Source organism: Terriglobia bacterium, assembly GCA_020072565.1.
Lineage (GTDB): Bacteria > Acidobacteriota > UBA6911 > UBA6911 > UBA6911 > JAFNAG01.
The window spans coordinates 55,021-81,045 of the sequence record JAIQGI010000026.1 but is presented as its reverse complement, the minus strand read 5'-3'; the positions used below and the strand labels follow the sequence as shown (position 1 = coordinate 81,045).

General features: G+C 57.5%; 24 protein-coding genes and 1 tRNA gene. 7 read left to right on the top strand and 18 right to left on the bottom strand.

Going from position 1 to position 26,025, the window contains the following annotated elements; all coding sequences use genetic code 11:
• Positions 1-7: 7 nt before the first annotated feature.
• From LAP85_17195 to LAP85_17165, 7 genes are all read right to left on the bottom strand, one after another.
• Positions 8-1,669, bottom strand: coding sequence for a transposase (locus tag LAP85_17195; protein ID MBZ5498138.1), 1,662 nt, complete (start codon positions 1,667-1,669; stop codon positions 8-10).
• A 287-nt stretch (positions 1,670-1,956) separates the two neighbouring features.
• Positions 1,957-2,033: transfer RNA gene (locus LAP85_17190), tRNA-Ile, on the bottom strand.
• Between the two features lie 2 nt (positions 2,034-2,035).
• Positions 2,036-2,908 carry a site-specific integrase gene (locus LAP85_17185; protein MBZ5498137.1) on the bottom strand — a complete coding sequence of 291 codons (873 nt, stop codon included), beginning with the start codon at positions 2,906-2,908 and terminating at the stop codon, positions 2,036-2,038.
• Between the two features lie 344 nt (positions 2,909-3,252).
• Complete coding sequence (locus LAP85_17180; GenBank protein MBZ5498136.1) at positions 3,253-3,693, bottom strand: hypothetical protein; 441 nt, start codon at positions 3,691-3,693, stop codon at positions 3,253-3,255.
• 24 nt (positions 3,694-3,717) lie between these two features.
• Positions 3,718-3,963, bottom strand: coding sequence for a hypothetical protein (locus LAP85_17175; GenBank protein ID MBZ5498135.1), 246 nt, complete (start codon positions 3,961-3,963; stop codon positions 3,718-3,720).
• Complete coding sequence (locus LAP85_17170) at positions 3,941-4,219, bottom strand: hypothetical protein (GenBank protein MBZ5498134.1); 279 nt, start codon at positions 4,217-4,219, stop codon at positions 3,941-3,943. The genes LAP85_17175 and LAP85_17170 overlap by 23 nt, the downstream gene beginning before the upstream one ends.
• The gene (locus LAP85_17165) at positions 4,194-4,592 is read right to left on the bottom strand and encodes a phage terminase family protein (GenBank protein MBZ5498133.1); all 399 of its coding nucleotides are present in this window, start codon (positions 4,590-4,592) and stop codon (positions 4,194-4,196) included. Before LAP85_17165 ends, LAP85_17170 begins: the two co-directional genes overlap by 26 nt.
• Positions 4,593-4,604: 12 nt before the next feature.
• Between LAP85_17165 and LAP85_17160 the strand changes: the two genes are divergently transcribed.
• From LAP85_17160 to LAP85_17135, 6 genes are all read left to right on the top strand, one after another.
• The gene (locus LAP85_17160) at positions 4,605-5,945 is read left to right on the top strand and encodes a VWA domain-containing protein (GenBank protein MBZ5498132.1); all 1,341 of its coding nucleotides are present in this window, start codon (positions 4,605-4,607) and stop codon (positions 5,943-5,945) included.
• A 136-nt stretch (positions 5,946-6,081) separates the two neighbouring features.
• Entirely contained in the window at positions 6,082-7,806 is a 1,725-nt protein-coding gene (locus LAP85_17155; protein MBZ5498131.1) for a tetratricopeptide repeat protein, read from the top strand.
• The gene (locus tag LAP85_17150) at positions 7,807-8,133 is read left to right on the top strand and encodes a TlpA family protein disulfide reductase (protein MBZ5498130.1); all 327 of its coding nucleotides are present in this window, start codon (positions 7,807-7,809) and stop codon (positions 8,131-8,133) included.
• A 68-nt stretch (positions 8,134-8,201) separates the two neighbouring features.
• Positions 8,202-9,533 carry a VWA domain-containing protein gene (locus LAP85_17145; protein ID MBZ5498129.1) on the top strand — a complete coding sequence of 444 codons (1,332 nt, stop codon included), beginning with the start codon at positions 8,202-8,204 and terminating at the stop codon, positions 9,531-9,533.
• Between the two features lie 120 nt (positions 9,534-9,653).
• On the top strand, positions 9,654-9,878 hold the full coding sequence (locus LAP85_17140; GenBank protein MBZ5498128.1) for a hypothetical protein: 225 nt from the start codon (positions 9,654-9,656) through the stop codon (positions 9,876-9,878).
• Positions 9,879-9,967: 89 nt separating this feature from the next.
• Positions 9,968-10,261, top strand: coding sequence for a nucleotidyltransferase domain-containing protein (locus tag LAP85_17135; GenBank protein ID MBZ5498127.1), 294 nt, complete (start codon positions 9,968-9,970; stop codon positions 10,259-10,261).
• A gap of 208 nt (positions 10,262-10,469) precedes the next feature.
• Here the strand turns inward: LAP85_17135 and rpoD are convergent, their stop codons facing one another.
• From rpoD to LAP85_17090, 9 genes are all read right to left on the bottom strand, one after another.
• Complete coding sequence (gene rpoD, locus LAP85_17130) at positions 10,470-12,161, bottom strand: RNA polymerase sigma factor RpoD (protein ID MBZ5498126.1); 1,692 nt, start codon at positions 12,159-12,161, stop codon at positions 10,470-10,472.
• A 20-nt stretch (positions 12,162-12,181) separates the two neighbouring features.
• Complete coding sequence (gene dnaG / locus LAP85_17125) at positions 12,182-13,960, bottom strand: DNA primase (protein MBZ5498125.1); 1,779 nt, start codon at positions 13,958-13,960, stop codon at positions 12,182-12,184.
• Between the two features lie 231 nt (positions 13,961-14,191).
• Positions 14,192-14,944, bottom strand: a complete 753-nt coding sequence (larB, locus tag LAP85_17120; protein MBZ5498124.1) for a nickel pincer cofactor biosynthesis protein LarB — start codon at positions 14,942-14,944, stop codon at positions 14,192-14,194.
• 98 nt (positions 14,945-15,042) lie between these two features.
• Positions 15,043-17,262, bottom strand: a complete 2,220-nt coding sequence (gene pnp, locus LAP85_17115; GenBank protein ID MBZ5498123.1) for a polyribonucleotide nucleotidyltransferase — start codon at positions 17,260-17,262, stop codon at positions 15,043-15,045.
• A 403-nt stretch (positions 17,263-17,665) separates the two neighbouring features.
• Positions 17,666-17,935 (bottom strand): 30S ribosomal protein S15, encoded by a 270-nt coding sequence (rpsO, locus tag LAP85_17110; GenBank protein ID MBZ5498122.1) that lies wholly within the window; start codon positions 17,933-17,935, stop codon positions 17,666-17,668.
• A gap of 148 nt (positions 17,936-18,083) precedes the next feature.
• Positions 18,084-19,139, bottom strand: coding sequence for an AAA family ATPase (locus LAP85_17105; protein ID MBZ5498121.1), 1,056 nt, complete (start codon positions 19,137-19,139; stop codon positions 18,084-18,086).
• Between the two features lie 97 nt (positions 19,140-19,236).
• On the bottom strand, positions 19,237-21,891 hold the full coding sequence (locus LAP85_17100) for a hypothetical protein (GenBank protein ID MBZ5498120.1): 2,655 nt from the start codon (positions 21,889-21,891) through the stop codon (positions 19,237-19,239).
• Positions 21,892-22,069: 178 nt separating this feature from the next.
• Positions 22,070-22,357: a DUF721 domain-containing protein gene (locus LAP85_17095; protein ID MBZ5498119.1), complete on the bottom strand. Its 288-nt coding sequence runs from the start codon at positions 22,355-22,357 to the stop codon at positions 22,070-22,072.
• 113 nt (positions 22,358-22,470) lie between these two features.
• The gene (locus LAP85_17090) at positions 22,471-23,256 is read right to left on the bottom strand and encodes a hypothetical protein (GenBank protein ID MBZ5498118.1); all 786 of its coding nucleotides are present in this window, start codon (positions 23,254-23,256) and stop codon (positions 22,471-22,473) included.
• Between the two features lie 378 nt (positions 23,257-23,634).
• On the opposite strand from LAP85_17090, the gene LAP85_17085 reads away from it, so the two are divergent.
• Entirely contained in the window at positions 23,635-24,243 is a 609-nt protein-coding gene (locus LAP85_17085; GenBank protein MBZ5498117.1) for a Maf family protein, read from the top strand.
• 132 nt (positions 24,244-24,375) lie between these two features.
• On the opposite strand, the gene LAP85_17080 is transcribed toward LAP85_17085, so the two are convergent.
• Both LAP85_17080 and LAP85_17075 read right to left on the bottom strand, forming a co-directional pair.
• The gene (locus tag LAP85_17080) at positions 24,376-25,236 is read right to left on the bottom strand and encodes an NAD(+)/NADH kinase (GenBank protein MBZ5498116.1); all 861 of its coding nucleotides are present in this window, start codon (positions 25,234-25,236) and stop codon (positions 24,376-24,378) included.
• A gap of 8 nt (positions 25,237-25,244) precedes the next feature.
• On the bottom strand, positions 25,245-26,024 hold the full coding sequence (locus tag LAP85_17075) for a TlyA family RNA methyltransferase (GenBank protein MBZ5498115.1): 780 nt from the start codon (positions 26,022-26,024) through the stop codon (positions 25,245-25,247).
• Position 26,025: the final 1 nt, after the last annotated feature.

The following is a 26,025-nucleotide window of genomic DNA, read 5'->3' as shown; positions in this document are numbered from 1 at the left end:
GAGCAGGTCATCGCCCCATCCGATCCGCCGCTCGACGCAGTCGATCTCTTGTCCGAATAGGGGGTGAAAGGGGTGCGTAATCCGGATAGGCGAAGTCATCTCTCCGGCGCGACATGCAGTTGGTCGATTGGTCGAACACACGTTCCATGAGGGTAGCCCACTGGTAATTCCTCGGTTGACAGCCACGCTTTTTCTTGTTCTTTCCAGGATCGGTTGCCGGAGCCTCAAACTTCTCCCTGGTCCCATCGCGGCCCATGTAGGTGACCTTCACCTTGTCGCCCTGGTGCGTGTCCGCGACGCCGAAGCCCGCAAGCTTTCCGGGATTGGTCACCTCGGCCTCAACTGCGGATTGACAGCCCGGATGCCGTGGCGGGCTTGACACTTCTGTCTCCGGAGTCACCCGGGGCCTGAGACTCGCTGCAGGCGCAAAAATGCCGTAGAACCTTGTGATATTGAACCTGGGCGGATGTACAAGCGCTGCGAGCCGTTCCATCAATTCCAGGGGCTCATAGATCACGCGCGTGGTTCCGTCGCGCCAGCAGCGCTTGAGCCGATACAGCAGCCTGCCGTCCGGCAACAGCGACAGCCGCTCCGTTGCAAGCGGCGGACGCCCGGCATATCTCGCGAGACGCTCCAATCGAAGCCTGTCGCGTGCCGGGACGCGGACACCAGCATGGACGCTGAAGCCGGCAACCGCTGCGCAGCAGGCGCCGGATGGCAGGGCGCCATCTTCGGGATCCACCTCGTCCCCCACTCTCGCGATGCGCATGCCGGCGCGCCGTCCCATCGCCACGCGCCCCGCGACCGATGCGCTGTAGAGTTCGGCGAGCAACGGTTGGTCCCGCCGCAAACCATCGGCTTCATCCGGATCCGCTTGCGGCCCCAAATCCCGTATCTCCATTAGTCGTGCGACACGGCGATGAACGCGCTCTGCAACCTGGGCAACTTCCTTATCCGTCGGCGGGGATACACGCCGGAACGCCGGTTCGTCTTGGCCGTTCATCACATAGAGGCCATCCAGCACCAGCAAATGGAAGTGCGGATCGAGATTAAGAGCATCACTGAAGCGCTGAATGAAGGCGACGGCGCCGCAACGAGCCTGGCGGTTCGAGGCAGGAATGCCCGCCCTGCGGCGGATGGAAGCAAAGATCGTTCGTACAAAGATCTGCAATACATCCCTGACAAGGGAGGAATCATAAGCAAGGCGACAGCGCAATGCATAAGGGACTGAAAGCACCCATTGCCGGACCGGCACTTCGGGGAAAACACGATCCACCAGATGCGCGGCGGTGTCCGCCATGCGCCGCCCGCCGCACGACGGACAGAACCCACGTTTTTTACAAGAATACGGGACAAGCCGATCCAGTCCGCAGGCATCACAGTGAACCCTCAAAAAACCTCGGGCTAAAACGCCGCAATCCAAGAATGCCCGAAGCTCCTGTTCCACGAAGTGTGGCACCACTTTGTCTCGCTCTCGTTGCCGGGCGAGGAAGGTCTCCAGGTAGCGAACAACCACATTATAAAGAACCGTCTTTTCGGGATTGCGGGGTACATACTCCCCAGCACTTTCACAAACGATGAGATCCGGTTTGGCAGGCATGAGTGCGCAATGGCCGGATGGGAGTTCCTCCGGGAAATATGTGACGGGATTTGGGCAGACCGCTCCCATGAAACAGCCTCCTGCGACAGGAAAGCCGCCAACTTATCCAACTGGCCGACAAGCGATTTGAGCGAATATTTCTCTGCGGGCATGCCGATGGCGATCCATCGCCTCGCCGAGGTCACCTCAGCTCGGCATTATTTTATGAGCAGCGAATTCTGGAGATCGGCGTGATTACAGGATAGGAGAATGGCACTGCACATTCGAAGTTTGCGGATTTGGATCCAATTTGGATCCAAAATGGCGATTGCGCTATTTCGTGGCTTTTTGATTTTGCTGTAAGTGGTTGATTTTATTGGTGGGCCCAGCAGGACTTGAACCTGCGACCCGCTGATTATGAGTCAGCTGCTCTAACCAACTGAGCTATGGGCCCATCTAACTGGCGGAACTAAGTTTAGCGGCTACAGCCTGTTCGGCTTCCCGGGCAGGTGTAGTGAAAATCGTAGGGGAATTTTCCGCGAGTTTTTCCACGGCTTCCCTCAAGTGCTCCTGGCTGAGATGAACGTACCGCCTGATCATCTTCGGTTCCTTCCAGCGTCCAAGCGCCTGAAGTGTTCTATCCCCGGCACCCTGCATCCCCAATCGGCTCGCGAACGTATGCCGGAGAGTATGTGGGGTGACGTCGGCTAATTTAGCATGCCGGCAGGCGTTTTCAAAGGCCGTTCGGATGGCCTTGTAGGGCTGGCCAAGCCGGTTCACAAAGACCCATTCGTTCGTGGCCGTCTCCTTCAGTAGCGCCAGGGCCTCCACCAGAATCCGGTTGATCGGGAGTGTGTCCGTTTGTTTGCCCTTGGCATAGGCTGCTTCCACCGTCAGAAAACCTCTCGCCAGGTCGACGTTCTCCCACCGAAGCGTGAGCGCTTCGGCCAGGATGCGAAGGCCGGTGTAGATGCCGACCAGGATGATGGTACGCAGTGGTTCCTTCGCGGCCGCAAGCAGCCGGCTCTCCTTGTCCGGTGTCAGAAATCGAACCTTGCCCTCAGGCGCCTCAAACTTCTTTACCCGTCGGGCCGGATTTTCCCCCTCGCATTTTTTCCAATCCATCAAACGGTTGTAGAGAGTCTTCAGACAGGTGATCTCCCGGTTCGCCGCAACACGGGCATTCTCGGCGACACGCTTCTGTTTGTGTTTCTCGACCAGGAAGGGGTGGATCTGGCTCAGCTGCTTCCCCCCGAAACTCTTGTCCATCTGCCCGAGGGACCGAGAATAGGAGCGGTAGGTCTTGGCTCGTTTGTTCGCCTTGACCATTCCAGGAAGGCCTTCTTTGAGTCCTCGAACGTCATATCGAGACGCTTTTGCCTAATGCCGATTTCCCCTCTCAGCACCGCGGAGCGCTTGGCGATCGCGATCTCGGCGGCGACGCTTCTTGGGATGTTCCGTCCAAGGGAAAGCTGGAACCGCGTGCCCTGGTGCCGGAACTCCAGCCACCAGGCTTTGCCGCGCTTGTAAATACCGTCACCTTTGCGAGCCATCGTCACTTCCTGTCTGCCCTTGTTCCGTCTGATTTTCACGCAAGCAGCCGATGCAAATTCTATCGGGCCGGCTGGACGCACGTCTGCGGTTAAACTCCCGAGGTCTCCGGTCGGTCCATGTTAAACATTGCCCCGATGAACACAGGGCGCAGGGCTCCAACCGGATCTCAGCTGGAGCGAACACTGCGCCCTTCCTCCGGGCACATTTGCCCGGGCTGCCATTTGGTGTTCGAGAGTTTGGGAGTGTCGATTTCCCACGCGCGGAGCAAAGCGCATCGGGGGGAGATTCTTGCCGGTAACCCAATTCCTTTTTAAGTCGCCGCCGTTACTGCTCTTGTTGGACAAGCGGTGCAGCTTTGGGCGAATTCCTGCAAGCTCCATGTCCATGCGCAGGTCCATCTCGAGCGCGCGCAGGGACTGCCGCGGTGTTTGAAGCGAGCCGGAGCGTTGCCGCGCGCGCAGTTGCCGAATCTTGGATGCGTAATAATCCCGCGGTTCTCCGCGATATTCCTTTGGCAGATATTCGCGGCCGCCGTCCACCCTAATAACGTGTCTGGCCATGTTTGTCTCCTCTCGATATCGGTTTTACAGGCACCCGGCCTTCTTCGCTTGCCGGTTGTAGATGTTCGCGTTTCCGTACCGCTCCCTCGTGTAGCCGACCCAGTTAAAGGGCAGGGTCTCAAAGATCAGCATCACGCCCGCGTCCGTGAGCGATTCCCTGAACTCGCGTTCCTGCTGCGCACATTCGGCAAGCTTCAGCGCCGCTTCGGCAACCGCCTTGACCTTTTTCGCGTAAAGGGCCTGGTTGTTAGAACAGTCGCCGCGGCGCATCCAAGAAAATCGGGCCGCGTTTTTCATAAATAAAATCAGATTGCTCGGGCCTTACGATTGCCCGTGAAAGCGCCAGCAGGAGCGCCACGACGCCGTCGATGCGTTCCGTGCTCTTTGCTTTGTCCGGTTTCTTGTTGCCGGCCGGATCGGTCCTGATGGCAACGTTCGCCAGATTCCACCGCAGGACCGGATTGCCGCCGTGCCGGATCTTTTTCCCGAGCACCAAACCTTCAAACGCCAGGGTCGGGGCGGCCATCGAGGCGAAGCCCATGCCAACCACACTCGCGTCCTTCGAGTTCGTCTGCGTCAGGGCCCATCGCGCAGGAATCCCAGGTATCCATATCAAGCCACTGCGAATGGGCCTCGGTCCACACGTTCATCCGATAGCGCAGAAACGCATTCAGCGCCGACGGGACCTGCTTCGCCTTCTCTGCCTGTTCCCGGATGGATTCCAGGCTCACCGACACCCCCAGGTTCGCATTGGCCTTGACGAACACGGTCTCATCCATAGGATCGTCACCCTCATCCAGGCTGGCGATATAGGGGAAGAACGTTTCGTATGTTGACGCTGCTACGGGGGGCGGGGTAAAATGAAAAAAATCACATGCTTTGACTTTGATACCCTGCAAAGGAGAATTCTAATGGGGAGCCTAGGATTTTCTCCAAAAACCTGTGGGGCATTCGCGATTGTGATTTTCTCATTCGTGGCTTCATTGCTTGTCCATGCGCAGGCTCAGAAACTCAGCAAGCCCCAAAAGCCGCCACAAGCCGGAACCATTCGAGTCAATGTCGGAGTGGTACAGACCGACGTTATGGTCTTCGACAAGCAGGGACATTTCGTCCCGGACCTCAAGAAGGAACAGTTCGAATTACGCCTTGATGGCAAGGTTCAGCCGATCGAGTTCTTCGAGATGATCTCCGCCGGGAGTCGCCATGACGAAGAGACCTGGACTAAGGAAACAGACATGCCAGCTTCTGTGACACCACGGTCGGTTGCCAGCAATCCCAATCCGGGCCGCACTCTTCTATTCTTTGTCGATGACTTGCATTTGTCAGCCGATAGCACCATCCGCTCCCGGTCGGCATTAGTAGGCCTGCTCAACACCTCCATGGGACCAAACGACAAGGTTGCGGTGCTAACCGCTTCGGGTCAGCTTGGCTCCGCTCAAGTTCTTTCGAACGATAAGGCTGCTTTGCTGGCTTCGCTGGAAAAGCTCAACTACAGGAGTTCCGGCGCGGAAGACCTCCAATATCCCCCCATGACAGAGAATCAAGCGCATTTGTTGGAGCAGAATGACCGGCGCGTGCTCTCCTATTTTGTTTCAGCGATCGTGCGGAGACCCGTAGATTTGGATAGGAGCCTTCTCGGAGAGAGGGAAATCAATGACGCGATCGCAACTACGATGAAACGGGCAGCCGCCTTGGCCGAATGGTCTGCGAGTCTTGGCGAGAAGTCGCTCGTGAGCCTTCGCAACCTCTTGCGATCAGCGGAAGCATTGCCGGGACGTAAAATAGTGTTCTTCCTGTCCGACGGATTTGTCCTCCAAACTCAGCGAGGCGATATCGTTGCCAGGATAGGCGAATTGACCACGGCTGCAGCTCATGCAGGGATTGTGGTGTACACGCTGGACACACGCGGCCTTGTGGTCGGTCTTTCGGATGCGAAGAGGCCCGATTTCGCCGGATTGTCAGCACGCAGTGGCTCCAACGAGGCTGCAGCGCCAATGGATGCTCTCAACGCACTCGCTGCAGACACGGGCGGCAAGTTCCTGAAAAACACGAATGCGCTGGATACTGCCTTGATTACGACATTGGCGGAGGTATCACGCTACTACCTGCTGGGCTGGGCGATCGATCCTGACAAACTGAGACCGGGCAAATACAGCACAATCAAGGCTTCCATCAAGGGGCGATCAGACCTGAACGTGCGTGTGAGGCAAGGTTCCCTTGATCTGTCCAACCTGGTTCGGGAGAAGAAGTGATGAGGCGCGCCGAAAATTGGGTGAGTTGATTTCAGGCTGTATTCCCTGTCATCACAAGACGTTGGCACTGAAGATCGGGCAAAATGGGGCAAAATGCCAGGAGAGGTACGAGGACGTCATGTAATCAGGAGGATTTATGAAAATAGGTAGGACACTTTTGCCTATATTCCTCTTGCTGCTTGCAGCCGCCATCCTGATGCCCGCATCGCTCCAGCAATCATCCAGCCAACTGTCAGAAGCCAGGAGGCATTACTTTTCGGCGCGAGATTTCATCAGGAGGAGCGAATGGGATAAGGCATTGGCGGAACTGAAGGCCGCCATGCGGTTTTCGCCGGAATTCGTGGAAGCCCACAATGATTACATCGCGAATCCCCGAAATCAGCCTGCCGACATCATTGCCGAATATCAAGCCTATCTCCAGGCGCATCCCGGGAGCGCTACGTTCCATTATTGTATGGGCAAGGCTTATGCGAGGGCGGGCCGAATCAAGGATGGAGAAGGCGAATACCGAAAAGCTCTGAGCATTGACCCGGGATTCGCCTGGGCGCTCCTGGAGCTCGGTTCGGCGTCCCTGCAGAATCAGGACCGGGCGAAGGCAGGTGAGCTCTTTGAAAAAGCACGGAAACGAGCAGGCAGCAGCGCGGCGCTGCACCTTGCCCTCGCAACGCGATTGCTTGAAGCGCAGAGATTCGCCTCTGCCCGAGCTGAGGCCCAACGGACGCTGGAGCTGGATGCGGAATCTTATGAAGCCTGCACGGTTCTGTGGAAAGCCAAGCTGCGGCTCACCAGGGGATCGGAAAAGACTCAAGCCGAATTGCTGCGGGATGTGAGGAACCTCGAAGCCAGGTATCCCGGGGACGCCCAGGCCTTATCCGTGGCCTTGCAGGGATACCAGCTTGTGTTCGAGGATCAGGAGGTGAACCGGCTCGGAAAAACGATTCAGTCACTCGAGCAGAAGCCGGGGAACCATTGGATCGTCCTCACGCCAGCCGGAGAGAAGATCGATTACTCAGGTCCCTTTGTGGATCATTTCCGTGAGGCCATGAGTCTCTTCCGAGATCCCAAGACCCAGCTCGAGGCCCTCAAGAAGATCGAGCGGGAAACGGATGAGGAGAATTTCAAACTGTACGGCCTCTACCCCACCGAAGCTACGATTTCCTTGCGCTCGGGAGACCTGGAGAATGCGGAGCGCCTGTACAACCTGATGGCGAAAGCCGGACTCGGTTCTCGACTCAGCTCGCTCCAAAGCGGATTGGCTAAAGCCTATATAGACCGGAATATCAAGCTCGACGTTGCCCAGGATTACGTTGCTCAGGCCATCGAGGTAGCTCGAAAGGCCCTCGCCCCAACTCGAGATGTCCAGAGCACCGACGGGATCTCGGGAGTTGAGAAAAGTGCCCTTTCAGAGCTCCTCTATACACAGGGACGGTTATTCCTGGCCAGAAGCTTGACCGCCCAGGCTGTGGCGCCCCTGACGGAATCCCTTCAGTTGACGGAGACTGAATCCGCCGCATTTGAACTTGGGGTGATTTACAGCAAGCTGAATAGGACAGAGGAGGCGATAAAGATGCTGGCAGTCGCCTGGTCCTTTGATGGAGGCAAGAAAGCAGAAGCGCGGGCTGCGTTGGAACGCATATACGGCAACATGGAGAAATCAATACCCCTGGATAGCTTTCTCAATTCGTCAGCCGAGCGCCGCAAGGCCTCGCTCCGCGATTCGGCCATCCAGGCGGGAAAGCTAAGTGCTCTGGAAGGCAAGACTGCGCCGGGCTTCAGGCTCGGTTCCATCTCCGGAAAGAAGATGAGCCTTTCCGATTTTCACGGAAAGATAATCGTACTGAACTTCTGGGCCACGTGGTGAGTGCCGTGCGGCGCGGAGTATCCGCACCTTCAGAAGATTCAAGACGAGTACAAGGATAAAGGCGTAGCGGTGCTTATGGTCAGTCTGGACGAAGATGATTACCTTGTTCACATCTATGCGAAGAGGAAGCCTGCTTCCGCAATCATTCTGCCTGCTGCGAACCAGGCGAAACGGCTGAGGGATGCCTACGGAGTGGTTGGCATTCCCGCGACATTCGTGATTGACAGGGATGGCGTCGTACGTTACTTCAACACGGGTTTCAGGCAAGGCGTGGAAAAGACTTTTAGAGTCTGGATTGATTCTCTGGTAAAGGAAACGGGCCGTTGATTGCCGGTCTCCGGAGAACGAGAAATAGGCCCGAAGGATCTTACGAGACGACCCGATGGAGGGCGAAAATGTCCATACAGCCTGCGCTTCAGATGCCGTTTGTGTGCACTTTCCTTCTTTTTTGCCTGACAGGTCCATTGCATTCTCAGGCACAAAGAACCCCATCCGGACAGGAACCTACTATACGCGTCAGCGTGGGGCTGGTTCAGACTGACGTCATGGTCTTCGACAAGCAAGGGCATTTCGTGCCGGATCTCAAAAAAGAGCAGTTTGAATTGCGCATTGATGGCAAAGTCCAGCCGATCGAATTCTTCGAGATGATCTCCGCAGGAAGCCGCCACGACGAGGAGATATGGGCAAGAGCCGAAAACAAGCCTGTTCAGATTCCTGAGCAGCACGCCACGAAATTTGAGAATCCCGGGCGCACGCTCTTGTTTTTCGTGGACGATTGGCACCTGTCGGCAGACAGCACTATGAGGTGCCGGGCTGCGCTTTCCAACTTGATCAATGTGTCGGTCGAGCCGAGGGACAGGGCCGCAATATTCGCGGCATCAGGACAGCTTGGTTCGACTCAGCAACTCACAGGCGACAAGGCCATGCTGCTTGCTTCCCTGGAAAAACTAAGTTTCAAGAGCGCGGGAGCGGAAGACCTTGCATGGCCGCCGATGACCGAGGCCCAGGCGGCGGCGCTGGATCGTAATGATAAGGCGGTATTGACTTATTTTGTTTCGGCCATCCTCCGTAAACCTGTCGATCTCGGCATGATCATTCCCGGGGATGGAGGGCCCCTCAAGGAAGCCGTGGAAACAACCCTCCGAAGAGCCTCTTTTCTCGTTCAGCAGTCAGCAGGCCTTGGCGAGAGATCGTTGGGTGCTCTGCGCAGTTTCTTGCAGTCTGTAGAAACCTTGCCTGGGCGAAAAATAGTCTTCTATCTATCCGACGGATTTGTTCTTCAGACTAAGAGCAGCGATGTCGTTTCAAGAATAAATGAAATCACGACTGGAGCGGCACGGGCGGGAATCGTCGTCTACACGCTCGATGCTCGTGGCCTGGTAGTAGGGCTCCCTGATTCTAAGGTAAAGAGGGCGCCGGACATTACCGGATCACTAGCCGGTAGCGGCGTTAATGAAGTGGCCGCCTCAATGGATGCCCTCAATGCCATTGCGAGCGACACGGGCGGCCGCTTCCTGAAAAACACCAATGCCCTGGATGCGGCCATGATCACGACCCTAGAGGAAATCTCGCGCTACTACCTGCTGGGCTGGGCGATCGATCCGGAGAAACTCCAAGCGGGCAAAAACAGCACGATCCGGGTTGCCATAAAAGGAGGCTCCAGCCTTAACGTACGCGTGCGACAGGGTTCACTCGATCTCTCAAAGCTGGTGCAGGGCAAGAAATAGAATTAGTCATCCGAGCGTGCAGCAGACACAATGCGGGGAAACCCTTCGCTGACCACACTTCATTTTGAAATCCTGCGTTCTACAAGTCGAGGTGTAAAATGTCTTGGGAGAAGGGGAATCATGATCAAGACTTTTGAAGCTGTGGTTGACGATCGAGGCAATGTGAAGCTGCTCGAGCCGGTGCATCTCAAGTCCGGTCGCCGGGCATTCGTCCTGATTCTGGACGAACCGGCAGATCACGACAATGGGACAGCGATCCTGAGTGAAGCAGCACTTTCCGACTGGACGAAGCCCGAGGAGGATGCTGCGTGGTCACACCTGCTGTCGGGCAATGGGCGCCGGTGACGGCTGATGGCCAGACGGGAAGAGGCTTGAACGTAATGGAAGAGACTGTAGCAATGACAGAGGAGAAAGTCGACAGGATAATCCGGGAGATGGTTCGGCGCATCGTGGACGGATTCCATCCCGAAATGATCGTGCTTTTCGGATCGCATGCGCGCGGAGATGCCGGTCCCGACAGCGACGTCGATCTCCTCGTCGTAATGCCGGTCAACGGATCCAAACGGGATCTGACCATTAAAATCCGGAAGGCGCTTGCCGGCATCGGCTTGGCAAAGGACGTGGTCGTGGCGACTCCGGAAGAACTCGCCCGGTACCGGGATTTGGTAGGCACGATCATTTATCCCGCAATGCACGAAGGGACCATTGTGTATGAGCGCAGCGCCTGAGAACCTGCGCCTGGCGCGCATGTGGTTCGAAAGAGCTGAAGAAGATTTGCACGTCAAACGCCCAGACCTGAAAACTCCAAGGCGGCAAGAGTCTCCATGACCCGCGCGTCTTCGGGTCGTGACGCCTTGGCTGCAGGGCCAAAAACAGCGAGGCCCGCCAATTTGGGCGGGCCTCATCGTCATCGATAATTGCAGAAAGAAACTGTAGCTAATCCCGCATGATGCTGCCTTCCAAGAAGGCTTTCAACATGCGGCTGCGGGATGGATGCCGCAATTTGCGCAGCGCCTTGGCCTCGATCTGGCGAATGCGCTCGCGGGTGACTGAGAAGCGCTGGCCGACCTCTTCGAGCGTGTGCTCGCTGCCGTCGCCCAGTCCGAAACGCATCTTGATGACCTGCTCTTCGCGTGGGGTCAGCGTCTTCAGCACCGACTCGGTCTGTTCCTTCAGATTGATGTTGATCACAGCCTCCGCCGGCGAGACCACGCCGCGATCCTCGATGAAGTCGCCCAGATGGCTGTCCTCCTCCTCACCGATCGGCGTTTCGAGGCTGATCGGCTCCTGTGCGATCTTCAGGATCTTGCGCACCTTGCTCACCGGGAAGTCCATCTTCTTGGCGATTTCTTCGCTGGTCGGCTCGCGGCCGTATTCCTGCACCAGGCTGCGCGAAGTCCGGATCAACTTGTTGATCGTCTCGATCATGTGCACCGGGATGCGTATGGTGCGCGCCTGATCGGCGATGGCGCGCGTGATCGCCTGGCGTATCCACCAGGTCGCGTAGGTGGAGAATTTGTAGCCGCGCCGGTACTCGAACTTGTCCACCGCCTTCATCAAGCCGATGTTCCCTTCCTGAATCAGGTCCAGGAACTGCAGGCCGCGGTTGGTGTATTTCTTCGCGATCGAGACCACCAACCTCAGGTTGGCCTCGACCAGCTCCTTCTTCGCGATGTCGGCCTCGAGCTCCCCGGCCTTGATGGTCGCCAGGGTTCGTTTCAGCTCGGGGATGGTGGCGAAGGCCTCTTCCTCGATCTCACTGATTTTGGTCTCGTGATGTTTGATCTGCTTCCTGATCGCCTTGGCGTCCTCAAGCCGGCGGGGCGCCTCCAGGCTCCTGGTCTGCTTGTGAACTTCCTGTTCCAGAGCCACAACCTCGTCCACGGTGTTTTTGATCACGCCGACGAGTCGCTCGTGTTGCGCGGGGCTGAGCTCGAGGATGCCCACCTTGCGGGCCACATCGATCCGATGGCGAGCGAACATGGAAAGGTGTTTCTTGTACGGGCGAGATCCCTTGCGGCACTGGGACAGCCTCTGCCGGTATCGATTGGCCGCCCGTTCATGCTTGCGGATGTCCTCGACGGCCTCCAGTACGATCTGCTTCTTTTCACCCAGTCGTTCTTCGGTGATCTCGTCGTCGTTGAACGAAACGACGTCGCGAATCGAGATGAGGCTCTTTTTGAGTTTGTCCCCTATGTTCAGAATTTCGCGGACCACCAGCCTGGAACGGGAGAGGGCCTTCAGCACAATCTTCTGGCCATGCTCGATGCGCTTGGCAATCTCGACCTCGCCCTCGCGGCTCAGCAGCGGCACCGTGCCCATTTCGCGCAGGTACATGCGCACCGGGTCGTTGGTCTTGTCGAGCGTGATGGCGCCGAAATCGAACTCGTTTTCCTCGGCATCCTCGCCCTGCTTGTCCTCCTTCTTCCCCTCGTCCTGAAACTTCTGCTCCGAGTCGATCACCTCGATACCCGCAGAACCGAAAAGAGAGAAGATGCTGTCAAGCTCATCCGAAGAGCAGATCCCCTCCGGCAGCAGGTCATTGACTTCATCGTAGAGCAGGTATCCGCGCTCCTTGCCCATCATGATCAACTCTTTCACTTCATCGTATTTTTCTTCGATAGACAAACCTGCTGTCTCCTTTCCGGCTATTTCCTGGACAGGCTGACCAGTTCGCGATCGACCTGAACCCGCTGCTCGATAAGATGGTTCAGTAACGTATCGTCCTTCCGCTCGACTGCTTCAGCGATCTTTGTGAGTATTTCCTGCTTCTTCGACTCCAGCTTGATACTACGCAGCGCGCAGAGAAAACTTTCAGCCGTTTCGCGGGAAAAGTTCTCCGGCACCTCCTCCATCTGGAGCTGGGCCAGCATGACCTGTTCCGCTTCACCGGCAAACTTCCGATGAAGGCTCTCAAACGTCGTAACTACTCCCAGTCGGAAATCGTCCAGGAGCACGGTGAATACCCTCTCCGTCGCCAGACCTTCGAAATCCCGGTCGGAGCAGAGGGAAAGAATGTGCGGCTGGAGCGTTGAATGGTTGAGCAGGAATTGAAGGAGCCGCTTTTCCGCGAACTTCATCGCTCCCATCGATGCCAGGGGAGCTTCCCGAAGCCGCGTCTTCTTTTGCTGCGCCGCCCGCTTCACTTCCGCGAGCAGCTGCTGATCCTCGATCTGCAACTTGCGGGCAAAATGAAACACGTAATCCGAGCGCTCGACGGCGTTCGGAACCTTGGCCAGATACGGCAAGACCGCATTCAGCACCTGGACCTTACTCTTCGGGTCGCCCAGGCCTCCCCGGCTCTGCAGTGCGGTTTCCAGCACAAATTCGAGGTAGGGAGCGGACTTCCTCAGCCGGTCCAGATATTCCTTTGCGCCTGCACTTCGAACGAACGCGTCCGGGTCCTGCCCTTCGGGCAATCTGAATACCCGAACCCGAAAATCCTCCTCCAGGAAAAGGTCGAGTGATCTTTGTGTTGCCGCAAGCCCTGCAGAATCAGGATCATAGCTGACTACTACCTCACGGGTATACCGCCCGAGCAACTTCACCTGTTGAGGAGTCAGGCTGGTACCCAGCGAGGCAACCACGTTCTCTATTCCGTGCTGGAAAGGGATAAGAAAATCCATGTACCCCTCGACCAGCACGGCATAGTCTGACTTTTGGATCCCTCCCCGGGCATAGCTCAACCCGAAGAGATTCCGGCTCTTATTATAGAGCCTGCTCTCGGGGGAATTCAAATACTTCGGCTGATGATCTCCAAGAGCGCGGCCGCCAAAGGCAATGACACGGCCGCGGATGTCGGTGATCGGGAACATGATCCGGCCGCGAAAGGCGTCGTAATGGCGGCTGCCATCCTCGGAGCGCTTGACCAGGCCACATTCCTCCAAGGCCGCAACCGGGAAGCCCTTTTTCTGCAGGTGGACCAGAAGCGAGGTTCCCCCGGCCGGCGAATATCCGAGCTTGAAACGGTCGATCGTCTCCCGAGTCACCCCTCTTCCCTGCAGGTAAGCCAGGGGCGAGCGCCCTTCCTCGGTCTCGAGCAGCGCATGGTGGAAAAAGAGCGCGGCAGCCTCTGCGGCCTTGCGCATCGTGTCGCTGTCGCTGCCGGTGCTGGGCTCTTCCCGTACCGCCGGCTGCGGCAGCGCGATGCCATACCTCTCAGCAACGAAACGCACCGCCTCAGGAAAGGAAATCTGCTCGATCTGCATCACGAACTTGAAAAGGTCCCCACCCACGCCGCAACCGAAGCAGTGGAAGATCTGCTTGTCCTCGCTGACGTTGAACGAAGGCGTCTTCTCGGTGTGAAACGGGCAGCGCGCCACGTGGTTCCGCCCGCGTTTCTTCAGCGCGAGATACTCGGAAACCAGTGAGACGATGTTGACGGAGTTACGCACTTCATCAAGCACGCCATCGGAGTATAAAGGCATACGATTACGCTCGAGGTTTTTAGTTCAGAAATGATAGCAGAGTGAAAAAGAAAAGCCAGCCCTCAGAATCCGACATTCGACCAAAGCCCGGGGTCAGGAGCAAGGAAATAGATTGGAGGCCGGGAAAATCAAAGTGCTGTCGGCGATGAGAGCCGCAACTCTTTTAACATCAGTTAGTTAAGATATCGGCGCGTTTTCGACCGACTCCGGGATCCTGCTTTCGACCGAAAGTCACGATCTTTTGCGGTTGATCAGGCTGGCGACGAAACCCGCGCCGAAGCCGTTGTCGATGTTGACTACCGTTACGTTCGACGCGCAACTGTTCAGCATGGCAAGCAACGCGGTGAGCCCGCCAAAGGAGCTGCCGTAGCCGATACTGGTAGGGACAGCGATCACGGGGACACTCACCATTCCGCCCACCACGCTGGGCAGAGCCCCCTCCATCCCGGCAACCACGATGATGGCCCGGGCGCGTGCCAGAGCCTCGCGCGCGCTCAGCAGGCGATGAATCCCTGCCACACCGGCATCAAAAGTGGTTTCGACTTCATTTCCCATCACGCGTGCGGTCAGCACTGCTTCCTCCGCCACCGGAATGTCGGAGGTGCCGGCGCAAACAACATGGATTATCCCGTCGCCGTGGATCGTGGCATCCTGAATGATGCTGGCAGCCTGAGCCATCTCATGGTATTGCGCCTTCCGGGTCACCCGCCGCACGGCGGCGTAAACATTCCGAGGACAGCGGGTAATGAGAATGTTGGTCTTTTGCGGCAGCAGGCTGCGCACGATGGCAGCCACATGCCCGGGTTTTTTCTTCAGGCCGAAAATCACTTCGGGGAAACCCTGCCGCAGGGTGCGATGATGATCAACCCGCGCGAAGCCCAAATCTTCGAAGGGAAGGCTCTCCAGGCGCTTCACTCCCTGATGAGGCGTCAGCGCCCCCTTTTGAACCTGTTCGAGAAGATTCAGGATGTCGTTTCGGTGCATGATCAGCAGTGATGAGCGCTTTACTCATGGCTCATCACTTCCCATATATCAGCAGGTCGCGCCTGGCGGCGCGACCTGCAGTGTTCGTCCCATAAGGATCAGTGGTTGAAGCGCCGGCCACCGCCCCCGCCTGGCCTCCGTTCCCGGTCACGGCCGCCGCGCTCGTGTCCACCTCCACGCGGCGGTCTGTCTCCGCGCCGGGGCGGTCGCGAGCTGGGTTCCGCAGGCGGCAGGCCCGCCGCCTCGCGCAGAACGGCTTTGCGGCTCAAACGGATCTTGTTCGGAGGCTCGATGCTGAGGACCTTCACCAGGACCTGTTCACCAAGCTTGAGTTCGCTGTTGATGTCCTGAACGCGATAGTCGGCCACTTCGGAGATATGCAGCAGGCCCTCTGTGCCGGGGAAGATTTCCACGAAAGCGCCGAAATCGACCAACCGGGTAACCGTGCCGAGATATGTCTTCCCCACCTCAGCTTCCATGACCAGGTCTTCGATGATCCGGATCGCCTTTTGAGCCGACTCCGAATCCGTCGACGCGATGTTGACCTTGCCGTCGTCCTCGATGTCGATCTTCACGCCGGTCTGCTCGATAATCCCGCGAATGGTCTTGCCGCCGCTGCCGATCACGCCACCGATCTTGTCCTTTGGAATCTGGATCGTGATGATGCGGGGCGCATAGGTGGAGATCTCGGAGCGCGGCGCGCCCAGTGCGTCAACCATGCGCTGCAGAATGAAAAGGCGCCCCTCCTTGGCCTGAGCCAGGGCCTCGGCCATAATCTGGCGGGTAATGCCCCCGATCTTGATGTCCATTTGCAGGCCGGTGATCCCCTTGGCAGTCCCCGCGACCTTGAAGTCCATGTCTCCGTAGTGGTCTTCGGCCCCGGCGATGTCTGTCAGCACCGCATATTTGTCGCCTTCCTTGACCAATCCCATGGCCACGCCCGCCACCGGAGAGGCAATCGGCACGCCGGCATCCATGAGCGCCAGAATGCCGCCGCAGATCGTAGCCATCGAAGATGAGCCGTTGCTCTCCAGGATGTCCGAAACGACCCGCACCGTGTAGGGAAAGGCCTCTTCGACCGGCATAACAGGGAGGATGCTCCTTTCGGCCAGGGCTCCATGGCCGATCTCGCGCCGTCCGGGACCGCGCAGTGGCTTGACTTCACCGACGCTGAAAGGCGGGAAGTTGTAGTGCAGCATGAAGCGCTTGAACGATTCGCCTTCGAGCGTATCCATGCGCTGCTCGTCGTCAGCTGTCCCCAATGTCGCCGTCACCAGCGCCTGGGTTTCGCCACGTGTGAACAGGGCAGAACCGTGAGTCCGAGGCAGCAATCCCACCTCGATGGTGATCGGGCGGATTTCGTCAAAGCGGCGGCCATCCGGCCGGATCCTGTCACTGAGGATCTCCTTGCGAAAGATCTTCTCCATGATGTGCTGGAAGATGGCGCTGGCCTGGGATCGGCGCTCCTCTTCTTCTTCGGGTATGGGACTGACGATTTCCTTGGAGATTTCGTCCAGCCTGCCGTAGCTGTTGAGCTTCCCTTTGATATGCAGCGCGTCGGAGATCGCCTGACCGTAGGCCTGCTCGATGCGTGCGTATTCGGCCTGATCCAGAACCGGCTTGACGATCTCGCGCTTCACCGGCTGAATCATCGCGTACAATTCCTTCTGCAGGGCGATCAGCTTGCGGATGTTGTCGTGGGCAAAATCGAGCGCCTCAATCATGGTCTCTTCCGTGATCTGCTGCGCCCCTGCCTCGACCATGACGATCGCATCCTCAGTGCCGGCCACGATCAGGTTCAGGCTGCTGTCCTTGAGCTTGGTGAAGGGCGGGTTGGCCACCAACTGTCCGTCCATCAGCCCCACGCGCACCCCAGCGATCGGGTCGTTGAAGGGAATCGGCGAGCAGTACAAGGCCGTTGAGGCACCCGTAATGCTCATCACATCGGGATCATTTTCCTTGTCGGCCGAAAGCACCAGGGCTATGACCTGAACTTCGCTGCAGTAGCCTTCGGGAAACAGCGGCCGCAACGGGCGGTCGATCAACCGCGACGTGAGAATTTCCTTCTCACTCGGCCTCCCCTCGCGCTTGAAGAATCCGCCGGGGATCTTCCCCGCCGCATATGTGTTCTCGCGATAGTCCACCGTGAGGGGGAAAAAATCGACCCCTTCACGGGGTTCCTTCAAAGCGCAGGCGGTGGCGAGCACAACCGTGTCACCGTAACTGACATAAGCTGCACCGTCTGCCTGTGTGGCAACTTTGCCCATTTCGATACTGAATTCCAGTCCACCGATCTCGGTGGCAACTCTATACTTCATGACTGTTCCTCCTAGAATGAGATGCCTGCTTGCTCGAGTTTGGTGGGCTTGGAGATTCAGGAATTATGATTATGAGTCACGGGTTAAAGACTATCGATGGCAACAGATAGTCGTTAACTCATAACTCATAACCCATTTCCCACCTTGCTCCGGTTATTGCCGGACCCCAAAAGCGCGTCGAACCGACACTCCTGCCTGCTCGCTACAGAGATGGAGATAAAGAACTGACCGGCGCCTTTGATCTGATTGGCCCGGTTAAGGCATAGGAACGTTCGATGGCTTCGCAACGATGCCTCAAGTCCTTTTCCGTGACGTTCCGTGAGTCTATACGAGATAGGGCAGGGCGGGTCCGAGACCCGGTTCGGCCGCTTCCACGCGGGACCGGCACAGCAATTGTGCATTCCTATTTGCGCATCCCGAGCCGTTCGATCACGGTTCGGTAACGATTGATATCCTTTGATTTGAGATAATCCAGCAGGCGACGCCTTTTGCCGACCATTTTCAGCAATCCTCTGCGGGAATGATGATCCTTGGCGTGCACTTTGAAATGCTCCGTCAGGTAGGCGATCCTTTCGCTCAGAATGGCAATCTGAACTTCAGGCGACCCGGTATCAGTACTGTGGGTGCGATAGGCGTCGACAATCCCGGTCTTCTTTTCCCTCGTGAGCGACAAGACAACCTCCAGCAAATCGACTAGACAAACGCAGATAATAACATGGTGAGGATGCGGTTGCAATCGAAAATAAAGCGTGCGGATCTTCCGCCAATTCCTACAATCTAAAAAGGTTAGTGCCGGACAACAGGGGTTTTCCGATGCTGTTTCAGCGTCGCAAATTTGCCAGAGCTAGTGAGGACCAGGATAAAGCTCTTGAGAAATTGGCACTGAGATCCGGCAATGAGCCATGCCGGATCCAGAAGAACAGGGCCGCCAGCAGTGCCAAGGCCAGCAATGCGGCAATCGGAACTATCAGCTTCTTCGACCCGACAAAGCGAATCTTGATCCGCTGCCGCTTCCACCGGATGCCGCGGGCAGCACTGCGCACCATGCTCCCGGTGACGAGCCGGGTTCGCTGGCTGTACCCGGCAAGGAGCGAGCGGTCGCAAATGATGTTAATCAGCCTCGGGTAGCCTTTGGAGTTCGAATAGATACTCCGCAGGGCCCCGTTGGTGAACCCCACTCTCTTTTTTGAACCCGCGACGGAAAGACGGTGATCGATGTACTGGACCATGTCCTGTTTCGAGAGGGGCTTGAGCGCGTAGCGGATGGTGATTCTCTGGTTTAGTTGCCGCAATCCCGGCAGGCGAAGTTTCTGCGCGAGCTCGAGCTGGCCGACAAGGATGAACTGGAGCAGCTTCTTCTTGGCGGTCTCGAGATTGGAGAGGATGCGCAGTTGTTCCAGGACGCCCATGGACAGGTCTTGCGCCTCATCAATGATGATTAAGCTGAATTCTCCCCGCTCGGCGCCTTCGAGCAGGAAGCAGTTGAGCTCATCGATGAGTTCCTTCTTTGTCAATCCCTGCATCCAGCTCGGGTCATAGGGGAGTTCCCGGGTGGCAACGTCCGGTGCCGGTTGATGGTGGCTTGGTTTGACGCCGAAATCCTGGAGCACCGCCTTGAGTATTTCCTCCTCATTCAACAGTGGATTCAAAATCAGGGCGGTGCGGATGCTTTGGTTCAGCTTGCCAAGCAGCGCCCGACAGAAGGTGGTTTTCCCGGTTCCGACATCACCGACGATAGTGGTGAAACCTTCCTGCCGTTGAATGCCGTAAATAGCACAGTCAAGCGCACCCCGGAAGCCCTCGTTAAGGTAGAGGAATTCAGGATCCGGTGTGAGGCTGAAGGGTTTTTCTTTCAGCCCGTAATAGCTCTCGTACATGGGAAAAGCCCTCTTCCCTTTCCAAGCCTTGTCATATCGCCCTGGACTGGGCGGGTTCGCCTCGTCCCCGGCCATCTCCCCGGCAGCCGGCCTCCGCTCAGAAAAACGGAATGGGGGGCATAGCCATGACAAACATGAAATTCGAATCGTTCACGATTCCGAAGCCATATACAGCCTTATCGGATCGAATCCGCAAATTACCTATCAAAAGTGGGTCCATGTTGGGGAACAGGCTGTCCAGGTAGGCTGCCGTTCGGGAATGGGGAGCCAGCGTCAGGGTGGCAGGGGTCCCGATCATGTTGCCATCCGGTCCCCAAAGTTCCACTGTCACATTTGCCGGATCCGCGTTGTTGTTCAGCAACGCGACGCCGGTCTGGTAGCTGTCATTCTGGCTGACGATAGGGAAGATGAACTGGTTGAGAGGGGTAGCGGAGAGTTCGTAACTGGCGGCGAAATGGTCGTCGCTGGCGTTGAAGGTCAGCGTACCCAGGATCTGGTCCTGAGTGCTTTCGACTTCCACCCATCCGGCGGCGTTCAGAAACGCCGGGTCGGCGACCAGGTTATTAATGTCGCTGGGCGGGTTGTTGAATATGTTGGTGACATCGTCCCTGAGCTGTTCGCCGATCTTGAAATGCTTCTGAAACTGCCAGAGCACAGTTGCGTCCGCACCGTGGAACGTTACAGTCACATCGGCCTCGGCTGCGGCCGCATTGATCAGATTCAGGATGGTCTTCCAGCCGGGACAGGTTGCATATTGCGGTGCGGCGAGCCGGGTCACGCCAACGTGCTTGTAGCGATCGATTCCCTTGAGGATCTCAACCGATGTGCCGTTGTTGTAAAGCTCGTTGGAGAACACTCCCTCCGGCGCAGTCATATGAAGATACCCCTCGGTATCCAGATGATCCCTGGGGAAGAGATCGGGCAGGTCCTGGTTCACGCGGTTGCTCGCAGAGGCTGCCTGGGTGGGCTGGCTGTCAATCAGCGTCCCGTCATGTGCAATGCGTGCCACGCTGTAGGAAGCGGTGTAAAAGGTGTCGTTCAGGGTACTGAGCGAAATGGAAGCATCTCCGTTGCGGTTGACCACCGGAAGGATCCAATCGTGGAGACGGTCGGGATTGCTGTCCAGCGGGAGGCCGTTCAGGCTAGTCAGGTCCTTTTTCCCGATCGTGACATAGCCGGTGACTCCGGGCTGTTCACTATAGATGGCCAGCCAACCCGTACGTTCACCGTTAGGAGCATTGGAGTCGTCGAAATTAAAGATCTCCGCCACCGTCAGGGACACCTGCTGATTGGGGTCGAGGGTGATAAGAACAGGGTTGTTGACACCGGTCTCCTGATTCGGTTCCCCGAAGTCCTGCATCGCGTAAACGGTGATCGTGTTCGTCTGAGACGACAGGTTGAGGAGGCTGAGGCCGGTGAAGGTATCGGGCGAGCTGACAAATTTGCCGCCAGCCACCAACGTGATCGGTTTCATGAGGTCGATATTGTCGCTTACGAATTCCAGGGCAACGAGGATCTTGCCGTCGGCGGTAATGGCCATGCTGGACGGTTGATCAACGAAAGTATCGGGGCTATCGCCGACCTGGAGTTGCTCCAGGATAGAGCCGGTTTCGAGGTCGATTTGGAGAATCTGGTCATGAATGACGCCAGAGGCTCCGGTAGTGGCATAGAAGCCGAACTTGGAGTCTGAGCTGAAAACCATGTTGGCCGAGCCGAGGGGCTCGCCGGCGTTTGCCTGAAACTCCTGGAGCTGATCGAAATCGTCCGTCGGGATGACCGTGACGCTGAACATGTTGATGATCACCCACTTGGTCCCATCCGGAGTGAGGCCTGTCCAACCCGGTGCCGGACCGGTGTTGCCGGTTTTAAGAATGGCACCGTCGGTAGCATCGAAGAGAAAAACCAGTTCACTAAACTGGACGTTGTTCCTGCCGCGGCTGGCTATGATCCCGGTCTTGCCGTCCGGCGCCAGTACTGCCTTGTTGAATATGGTGAAGGCGACAACATCGTGTACGGGATCCGGATTCTTGAGCGAGCCTTTCTTCGCAAACGTCGAAGTGTCGAAAAAATCCAGCTCCGGCGTCCCCGGATCTACATCTACGACCAGCAACGTACTCCCATCGGGTGAAATCGTAATCTGAGCCGGGATTCTCATCCCTGCTCTGATCCTGCCTAATTCGCGCCCGTCGGCCATGCTGAACTTGATTACCTCGCCGGTCCCGGCCGAGGATATGTAGCCGACAGTCTGGTCGGGTGAAAGTGTAAGGATGCTGCCGAAACCAAACTGCGCGTTGGCGAACGTATAGGTCGCCGCCAGGGAGCTTGTGCCGCTGGTCGCACCCATGTCGATGATAAAGATCCGCTTACCCTGCACGAAGTTGGCCGCGTTCTCGAAGACCGATACGACGGCAAATCGATTGTTTGGCAAGGGCGTTGCGAAGCACGGGGCGCCTCCGGTCGGAATGCGGTTCAGGATTTCCCCAGTGGACAGGGAAAACTCCACAATCACGCCCGACCCCGTATAAGCTACAAAGCCGCGTTGCTGGTCCTGATTGATTATAATGTTGGGAGAAATGTTGTCGGTCTGGTCGTTGTTGACATCAAAAATGAGCGGGCTCGTCGTTTCGGTCGGATTCCCCACGACTTTGGCAAACACTCTGAATTGGGCCCAGGCACTGGCGGAAGTTCCGATCAGAGCCAGAGTGACTGCCAGGATGAATTCGACCTTTCGGAAACTATGATTCCCAAACATCGCTTACTCCATTGCTACAAATAATTTAGCGCACGTAAAATGCGCATGACGGACGCGATATTTTAACACCACCTCCGCCATCGGACTAGTGCTATTCCCATTTCGGATCCTGGAGGGCAAACCTGGGATCCGGCGGACGAAAGCGACCTCTCCCTCCATCCGGACGACGCAGTTGAAACTAACAGGCTTCCTTCACGACGAATGACAGCCGCTGTACCGTGCTGCCGGTAGCGGCACGTATCCGCTGCAGCAGTTCCTGCTTCATGCCTGCCAGTGTCGGCAGCCAGGCTGCGTCGAGAACTTCGACCACAAGCTCCTCACCCCGCACCGCCAGCGGCCGGCAGAAATTTGCGACCCCCTCACCCAGCAATCCCCGCCAGGCACCGTCCAGGCAGGCAACCAGCCACTCGTCCTGAAACGGCGTGCCCCGATATAGAGAAAACAGAGTTGTCGAGATTGATTCCATTGCCATGACTCTGTGAGAAGGGGACATTCCGACTCCCGGGTCTTTGCTTGCGACCGGTCACATCGGATCTGGATAAGCGGGATGTCCGCTCGGCATCCGTCTATACCGGATGGTCACTTCTGCGCCTTGTCCACTTCTTCCTTGGCCTTGCGGATGAGTTCGCCCAATGCAGGATCATCCGGAACAGTCTCGTTGAGCGGCACGGTATGGCTTTCGATCTCCACTCTCTGCGCGCCGGACTTTATGGTCAAGCGGACTTCGGACAGCATCTGTCCTTCGTGGATCGGGCCGAGAACAAGAGTATCTCCGATCTGCTGGGCATCAATCGGCGTAGTGTAATCGTGGGCCACGACGAGCATATTGATTCCCGGCACGACCAGGGAGAGGCTGATCGCCTCACCCAGCCCCATTTCGGTGAGGATGATCACGTAGTCTGCCTTGCCGCTCAACTCGGCGACAATCTTGCGCGCGGCCTCCTGCGGTTTCTGGACCTGAAAATCTGTGCGCGAGATCCGCTCTTCCGGATCGATTAGCAGCCCGGTAATCCCCACCCGCAGTGGTTTTCCAGCCTTGGGATCGACTTGCAGCTCCTTTATGATATAGGGCTGGATAGCAGGAAAATTCGGGAGCTTCGTGGTGACATTGGCAGAAACCAGCGGCAGCTTGAGAAAGTCACCGGAAATCATTCCTGCTGCCGCCATGTCCCCCATCTCTTGCCAGACGGGAATGTCCCACGAGCTCACATTGATGGCATCCAGATTCGATCGCGAAGTCCCTTCGAGCATATACCGATTCACGATGGAGGATGCGGCCACCCCCCGGCTGAAGATGGACCCGCCGTCAAGGCGCAACAGGGACCGGGATGGGTATTTCTTGGCAAAGGCATTCCAATAGCTCATCCTGCGGGCGAAACCGCCTGCTGGGTGGATGGGTCAGCCACAGGGGCCGAAATTCCCCCGCAGGTCGCCGTATACGTCGATGGCAAGATTAAAGGTCTCGGAGCCATTGAGCAGCTGCTCGGGAAATTCGGTAGGCACGGGCGTCTGGGTGGCGCCGGGAGATTGCGGCGCGGGTGCAGGGAAAACCACAGGAAGGCACAAAAACAAAAGAGGTATACAATTTATTTTCATGTCAGGCTTTATGCTCTACCGATGATTCTGATCATCAATAAGTCCCGGGCACGTTGTGCCCCCTCCAGATTGCAGCATGATTCCGGTTGCCCTCAACCTGATCAGCGACTTGAATGAACTAGTGTAAAGTACCAGAGAACATCAGCGATGACAACACTGACACCAACGGCCTCTCGCCTGGTACTGGCATCCGCATCGCCGCGACGGCGGGAACTTCTGGCCGCACTCGGATTCAGGCTCCTCATCGATCCCAGTACCGGCCCTGAGCCGGAACGAAGACGCGGAGAGTCGGCCGCATCCTATGTCGTGCGCGCTGCCCGTCTAAAGGCGTGCGAAGTTGCCCCCAGGCACCGCAGTGACCTGATCATCGGAGCAGACACGATCGTCCTCCTGAGGGATCACATCCTGGGCAAGCCGTCTTCGGCGGCGGAGGCCGGGGACATGCTGCGAAGTCTCGGCGGCCGCTGGCACGAGGTGTTCACGGGGATCTGCCTCATTGACAACGCCTTAGGGCGCTCCGGTTCAGCCTCCAGCCGCTCTCGCGTCCATATGCGTCCCCTGACACGATCGGACATCGATTGGTACCTGGCTACAGGAGAGTATCGGGATAAGGCGGGGGCCTATGCCATTCAGGGGTACGCTTCGCTCTTCATCGATCGGATCGAGGGCTGTTACTTCAATATCGTTGGATTCCCCATCTTCACGTTCGCCCGACTCTGCCGCCGCCTCGACCTGCGGCTCCATGAGATCCGGTGACCGGGCTTGCGATTCAGACAATTGGGGAAAAGCGAACCAGGCGCGGCAAAGCCGCATCCCAAAAACCTCGACGCAGAGTTCGCTGAGCTCGCAGAGAGTGAAATCAGAAGATTGATATCCTGCCGCAGAAATTCAGTTCCACTTGAGTTTTTCCCGCAACAGCATGAAGAAGGTGCTGTTGGTAGCCTGGATCAAGCGGATCGTGGAGCGGGCTTTTTGGAATCGGATGCAATCACCTTGTGTCAGAGGCATCCCGACCTGACCGTCTACCGTCAGCATCACGTCACCCCCATGGCGCAGGCAGACTCCTACTGCTACACCATCCGGCACAACCACCGGGCGGTTGGAGAGAGTATGAGGGCAAATGGGGGTGATGATGAAGGCTCCGAGAGTCGGGTATACGATCGGCCCGCCGGCCGACATGGAATAGGCCGTGGATCCCGTAGGGGTGGAGATGATCAGGCCGTCGGCGCGGGTGATGGTGACCAGTTCGGAATTTACCCAGACTTCCAGCTCGATCATACGAGCGAGAGCTCCCTTGTTGATGACAGCATCATTCAGGGCCAGGTAGTGTGCCAGCTGATTCTCCTGCCTGAGGATGCTCACATCGACGAGCACGCGCTCCTCCAGCTGGTATTGCCCGGCGAGCAGACGCTCGAACGCCGGGTGCATGTCTTCGAGCTTCACTTCCGCCAGGAAGCCGAGGGAGCCGAGGTTGATTCCCAACAAAGGAACCCCGCTGCGGCCGGCAAGCCTGGCTGCATAGAGGAAGGTTCCGTCACCGCCGAAGACCGCCACCACATCCACGTTTGATGCGAGTTCATCGGCCGCCCTCACGCTGCTGGAGAGGGGATATTGGCTTGCGGTTTCCTGATCGAGGAACACTTCGACACCGCGCGCCTGCAGCCAGGGAATAATCTCGGTGACCACGTCGCGAACGCGAGGATCGTGGCGTTTCAGCACCAGACCGATCTTGCGCACGGGGGAATTCATGGTTTTGATCATACAGGAAGGAGCTGCAGGTGCAGCAAAAATTCTCGATTCCCTTCGGCACCCAGAATGGGCGAGGGAATGTTCCCCAGGACATCAAAGCCGGAGGCTCCTGCGAATTGCGCCACCGCGGCCAAGGCGGCGAGTTGCTTTTTTTTATCGCGCACGATCCCTCCTTTGCCCACTTCTCCCTTGCCCACTTCAAACTGCGGTTTCACGAGCACCACCAGGTCCACTCGAAAATCGACAGGACGAAGCGCCCGGGAGGCGATCCTGGTCTGAAGAGCATCCCTGAGCGGATTCAGTATCTTTGTGAGCGAGATGAAGGAGAGATCTGCCGTCACCAGGGAGACCTGCTCGGGCAGATCCTCCGGCGTGAGGTAGCGGACATTGCAGTGTTCATGAAGCACGACGCGCGCATCCGAGCGGAGCTTCCAGTCAAGCTGTCCGGCGCCGACGTCGTATGCGTGCACGGCGGCGGCCCCGTACTGCAGAAGGCAGTCGGTAAATCCTCCCGTGGAAGCGCCGAGGTCGGCGCAAACACGGCCGGCAACGCTGATGGGGAAGTGGTCCAGGGCGGCCTGGAGCTTCGCGCCGGCCCTGCTCACGAATGGCATCTCCCCGAGGATCCGGATCGCGGCATCGGCAGTCACCAGCAGCCCCGGCTTCTCGATCTTTTGCTCGTTCGCCAGCACCTGGCCCGCGAGGAGCAGGGCTTGAGCCTTGTGCCGGCTCTCGGCGAAGCCCCGCTCGACCAGCAATTGGTCGATGCGTTTCCTGGTCGCCGTCATG

What these genes read in the sequence shown, in the direction of transcription:
- LAP85_17195 (MBZ5498138.1), bottom strand. Translation starts at nt 1,669, where the DNA reads ATGGGAGCGGTCTGCCCAAATCCCGTCACATATTTCCCGGAGGAACTC.
- LAP85_17185 (MBZ5498137.1), bottom strand. Translation starts at nt 2,908, where the DNA reads ATGGTCAAGGCGAACAAACGAGCCAAGACCTACCGCTCCTATTCTCGG.
- LAP85_17180 (MBZ5498136.1), bottom strand. Translation starts at nt 3,693, where the DNA reads ATGGCCAGACACGTTATTAGGGTGGACGGCGGCCGCGAATATCTGCCA.
- LAP85_17175 (MBZ5498135.1), bottom strand. Translation starts at nt 3,963, where the DNA reads ATGCGCCGCGGCGACTGTTCTAACAACCAGGCCCTTTACGCGAAAAAG.
- LAP85_17170 (MBZ5498134.1), bottom strand. Translation starts at nt 4,219, where the DNA reads ATGGCCGCCCCGACCCTGGCGTTTGAAGGTTTGGTGCTCGGGAAAAAG.
- LAP85_17160 (MBZ5498132.1), top strand. Translation starts at nt 4,605, where the DNA reads ATGGGGAGCCTAGGATTTTCTCCAAAAACCTGTGGGGCATTCGCGATT.
- LAP85_17155 (MBZ5498131.1), top strand. Translation starts at nt 6,082, where the DNA reads ATGAAAATAGGTAGGACACTTTTGCCTATATTCCTCTTGCTGCTTGCA.
- LAP85_17145 (MBZ5498129.1), top strand. Translation starts at nt 8,202, where the DNA reads ATGTCCATACAGCCTGCGCTTCAGATGCCGTTTGTGTGCACTTTCCTT.
- LAP85_17140 (MBZ5498128.1), top strand. Translation starts at nt 9,654, where the DNA reads ATGATCAAGACTTTTGAAGCTGTGGTTGACGATCGAGGCAATGTGAAG.
- LAP85_17135 (MBZ5498127.1), top strand. Translation starts at nt 9,968, where the DNA reads ATGGTTCGGCGCATCGTGGACGGATTCCATCCCGAAATGATCGTGCTT.
- dnaG (MBZ5498125.1), bottom strand. Translation starts at nt 13,960, where the DNA reads ATGCCTTTATACTCCGATGGCGTGCTTGATGAAGTGCGTAACTCCGTC.
- larB (MBZ5498124.1), bottom strand. Translation starts at nt 14,944, where the DNA reads ATGCACCGAAACGACATCCTGAATCTTCTCGAACAGGTTCAAAAGGGG.
- pnp (MBZ5498123.1), bottom strand. Translation starts at nt 17,262, where the DNA reads ATGAAGTATAGAGTTGCCACCGAGATCGGTGGACTGGAATTCAGTATC.
- LAP85_17105 (MBZ5498121.1), bottom strand. Translation starts at nt 19,139, where the DNA reads ATGTACGAGAGCTATTACGGGCTGAAAGAAAAACCCTTCAGCCTCACA.
- LAP85_17100 (MBZ5498120.1), bottom strand. Translation starts at nt 21,891, where the DNA reads ATGTTTGGGAATCATAGTTTCCGAAAGGTCGAATTCATCCTGGCAGTC.
- LAP85_17095 (MBZ5498119.1), bottom strand. Translation starts at nt 22,357, where the DNA reads ATGGAATCAATCTCGACAACTCTGTTTTCTCTATATCGGGGCACGCCG.
- LAP85_17090 (MBZ5498118.1), bottom strand. Translation starts at nt 23,256, where the DNA reads ATGAGCTATTGGAATGCCTTTGCCAAGAAATACCCATCCCGGTCCCTG.
- LAP85_17085 (MBZ5498117.1), top strand. Translation starts at nt 23,635, where the DNA reads ATGACAACACTGACACCAACGGCCTCTCGCCTGGTACTGGCATCCGCA.
- LAP85_17080 (MBZ5498116.1), bottom strand. Translation starts at nt 25,236, where the DNA reads ATGAATTCCCCCGTGCGCAAGATCGGTCTGGTGCTGAAACGCCACGAT.
- LAP85_17075 (MBZ5498115.1), bottom strand. Translation starts at nt 26,024, where the DNA reads ATGACGGCGACCAGGAAACGCATCGACCAATTGCTGGTCGAGCGGGGC.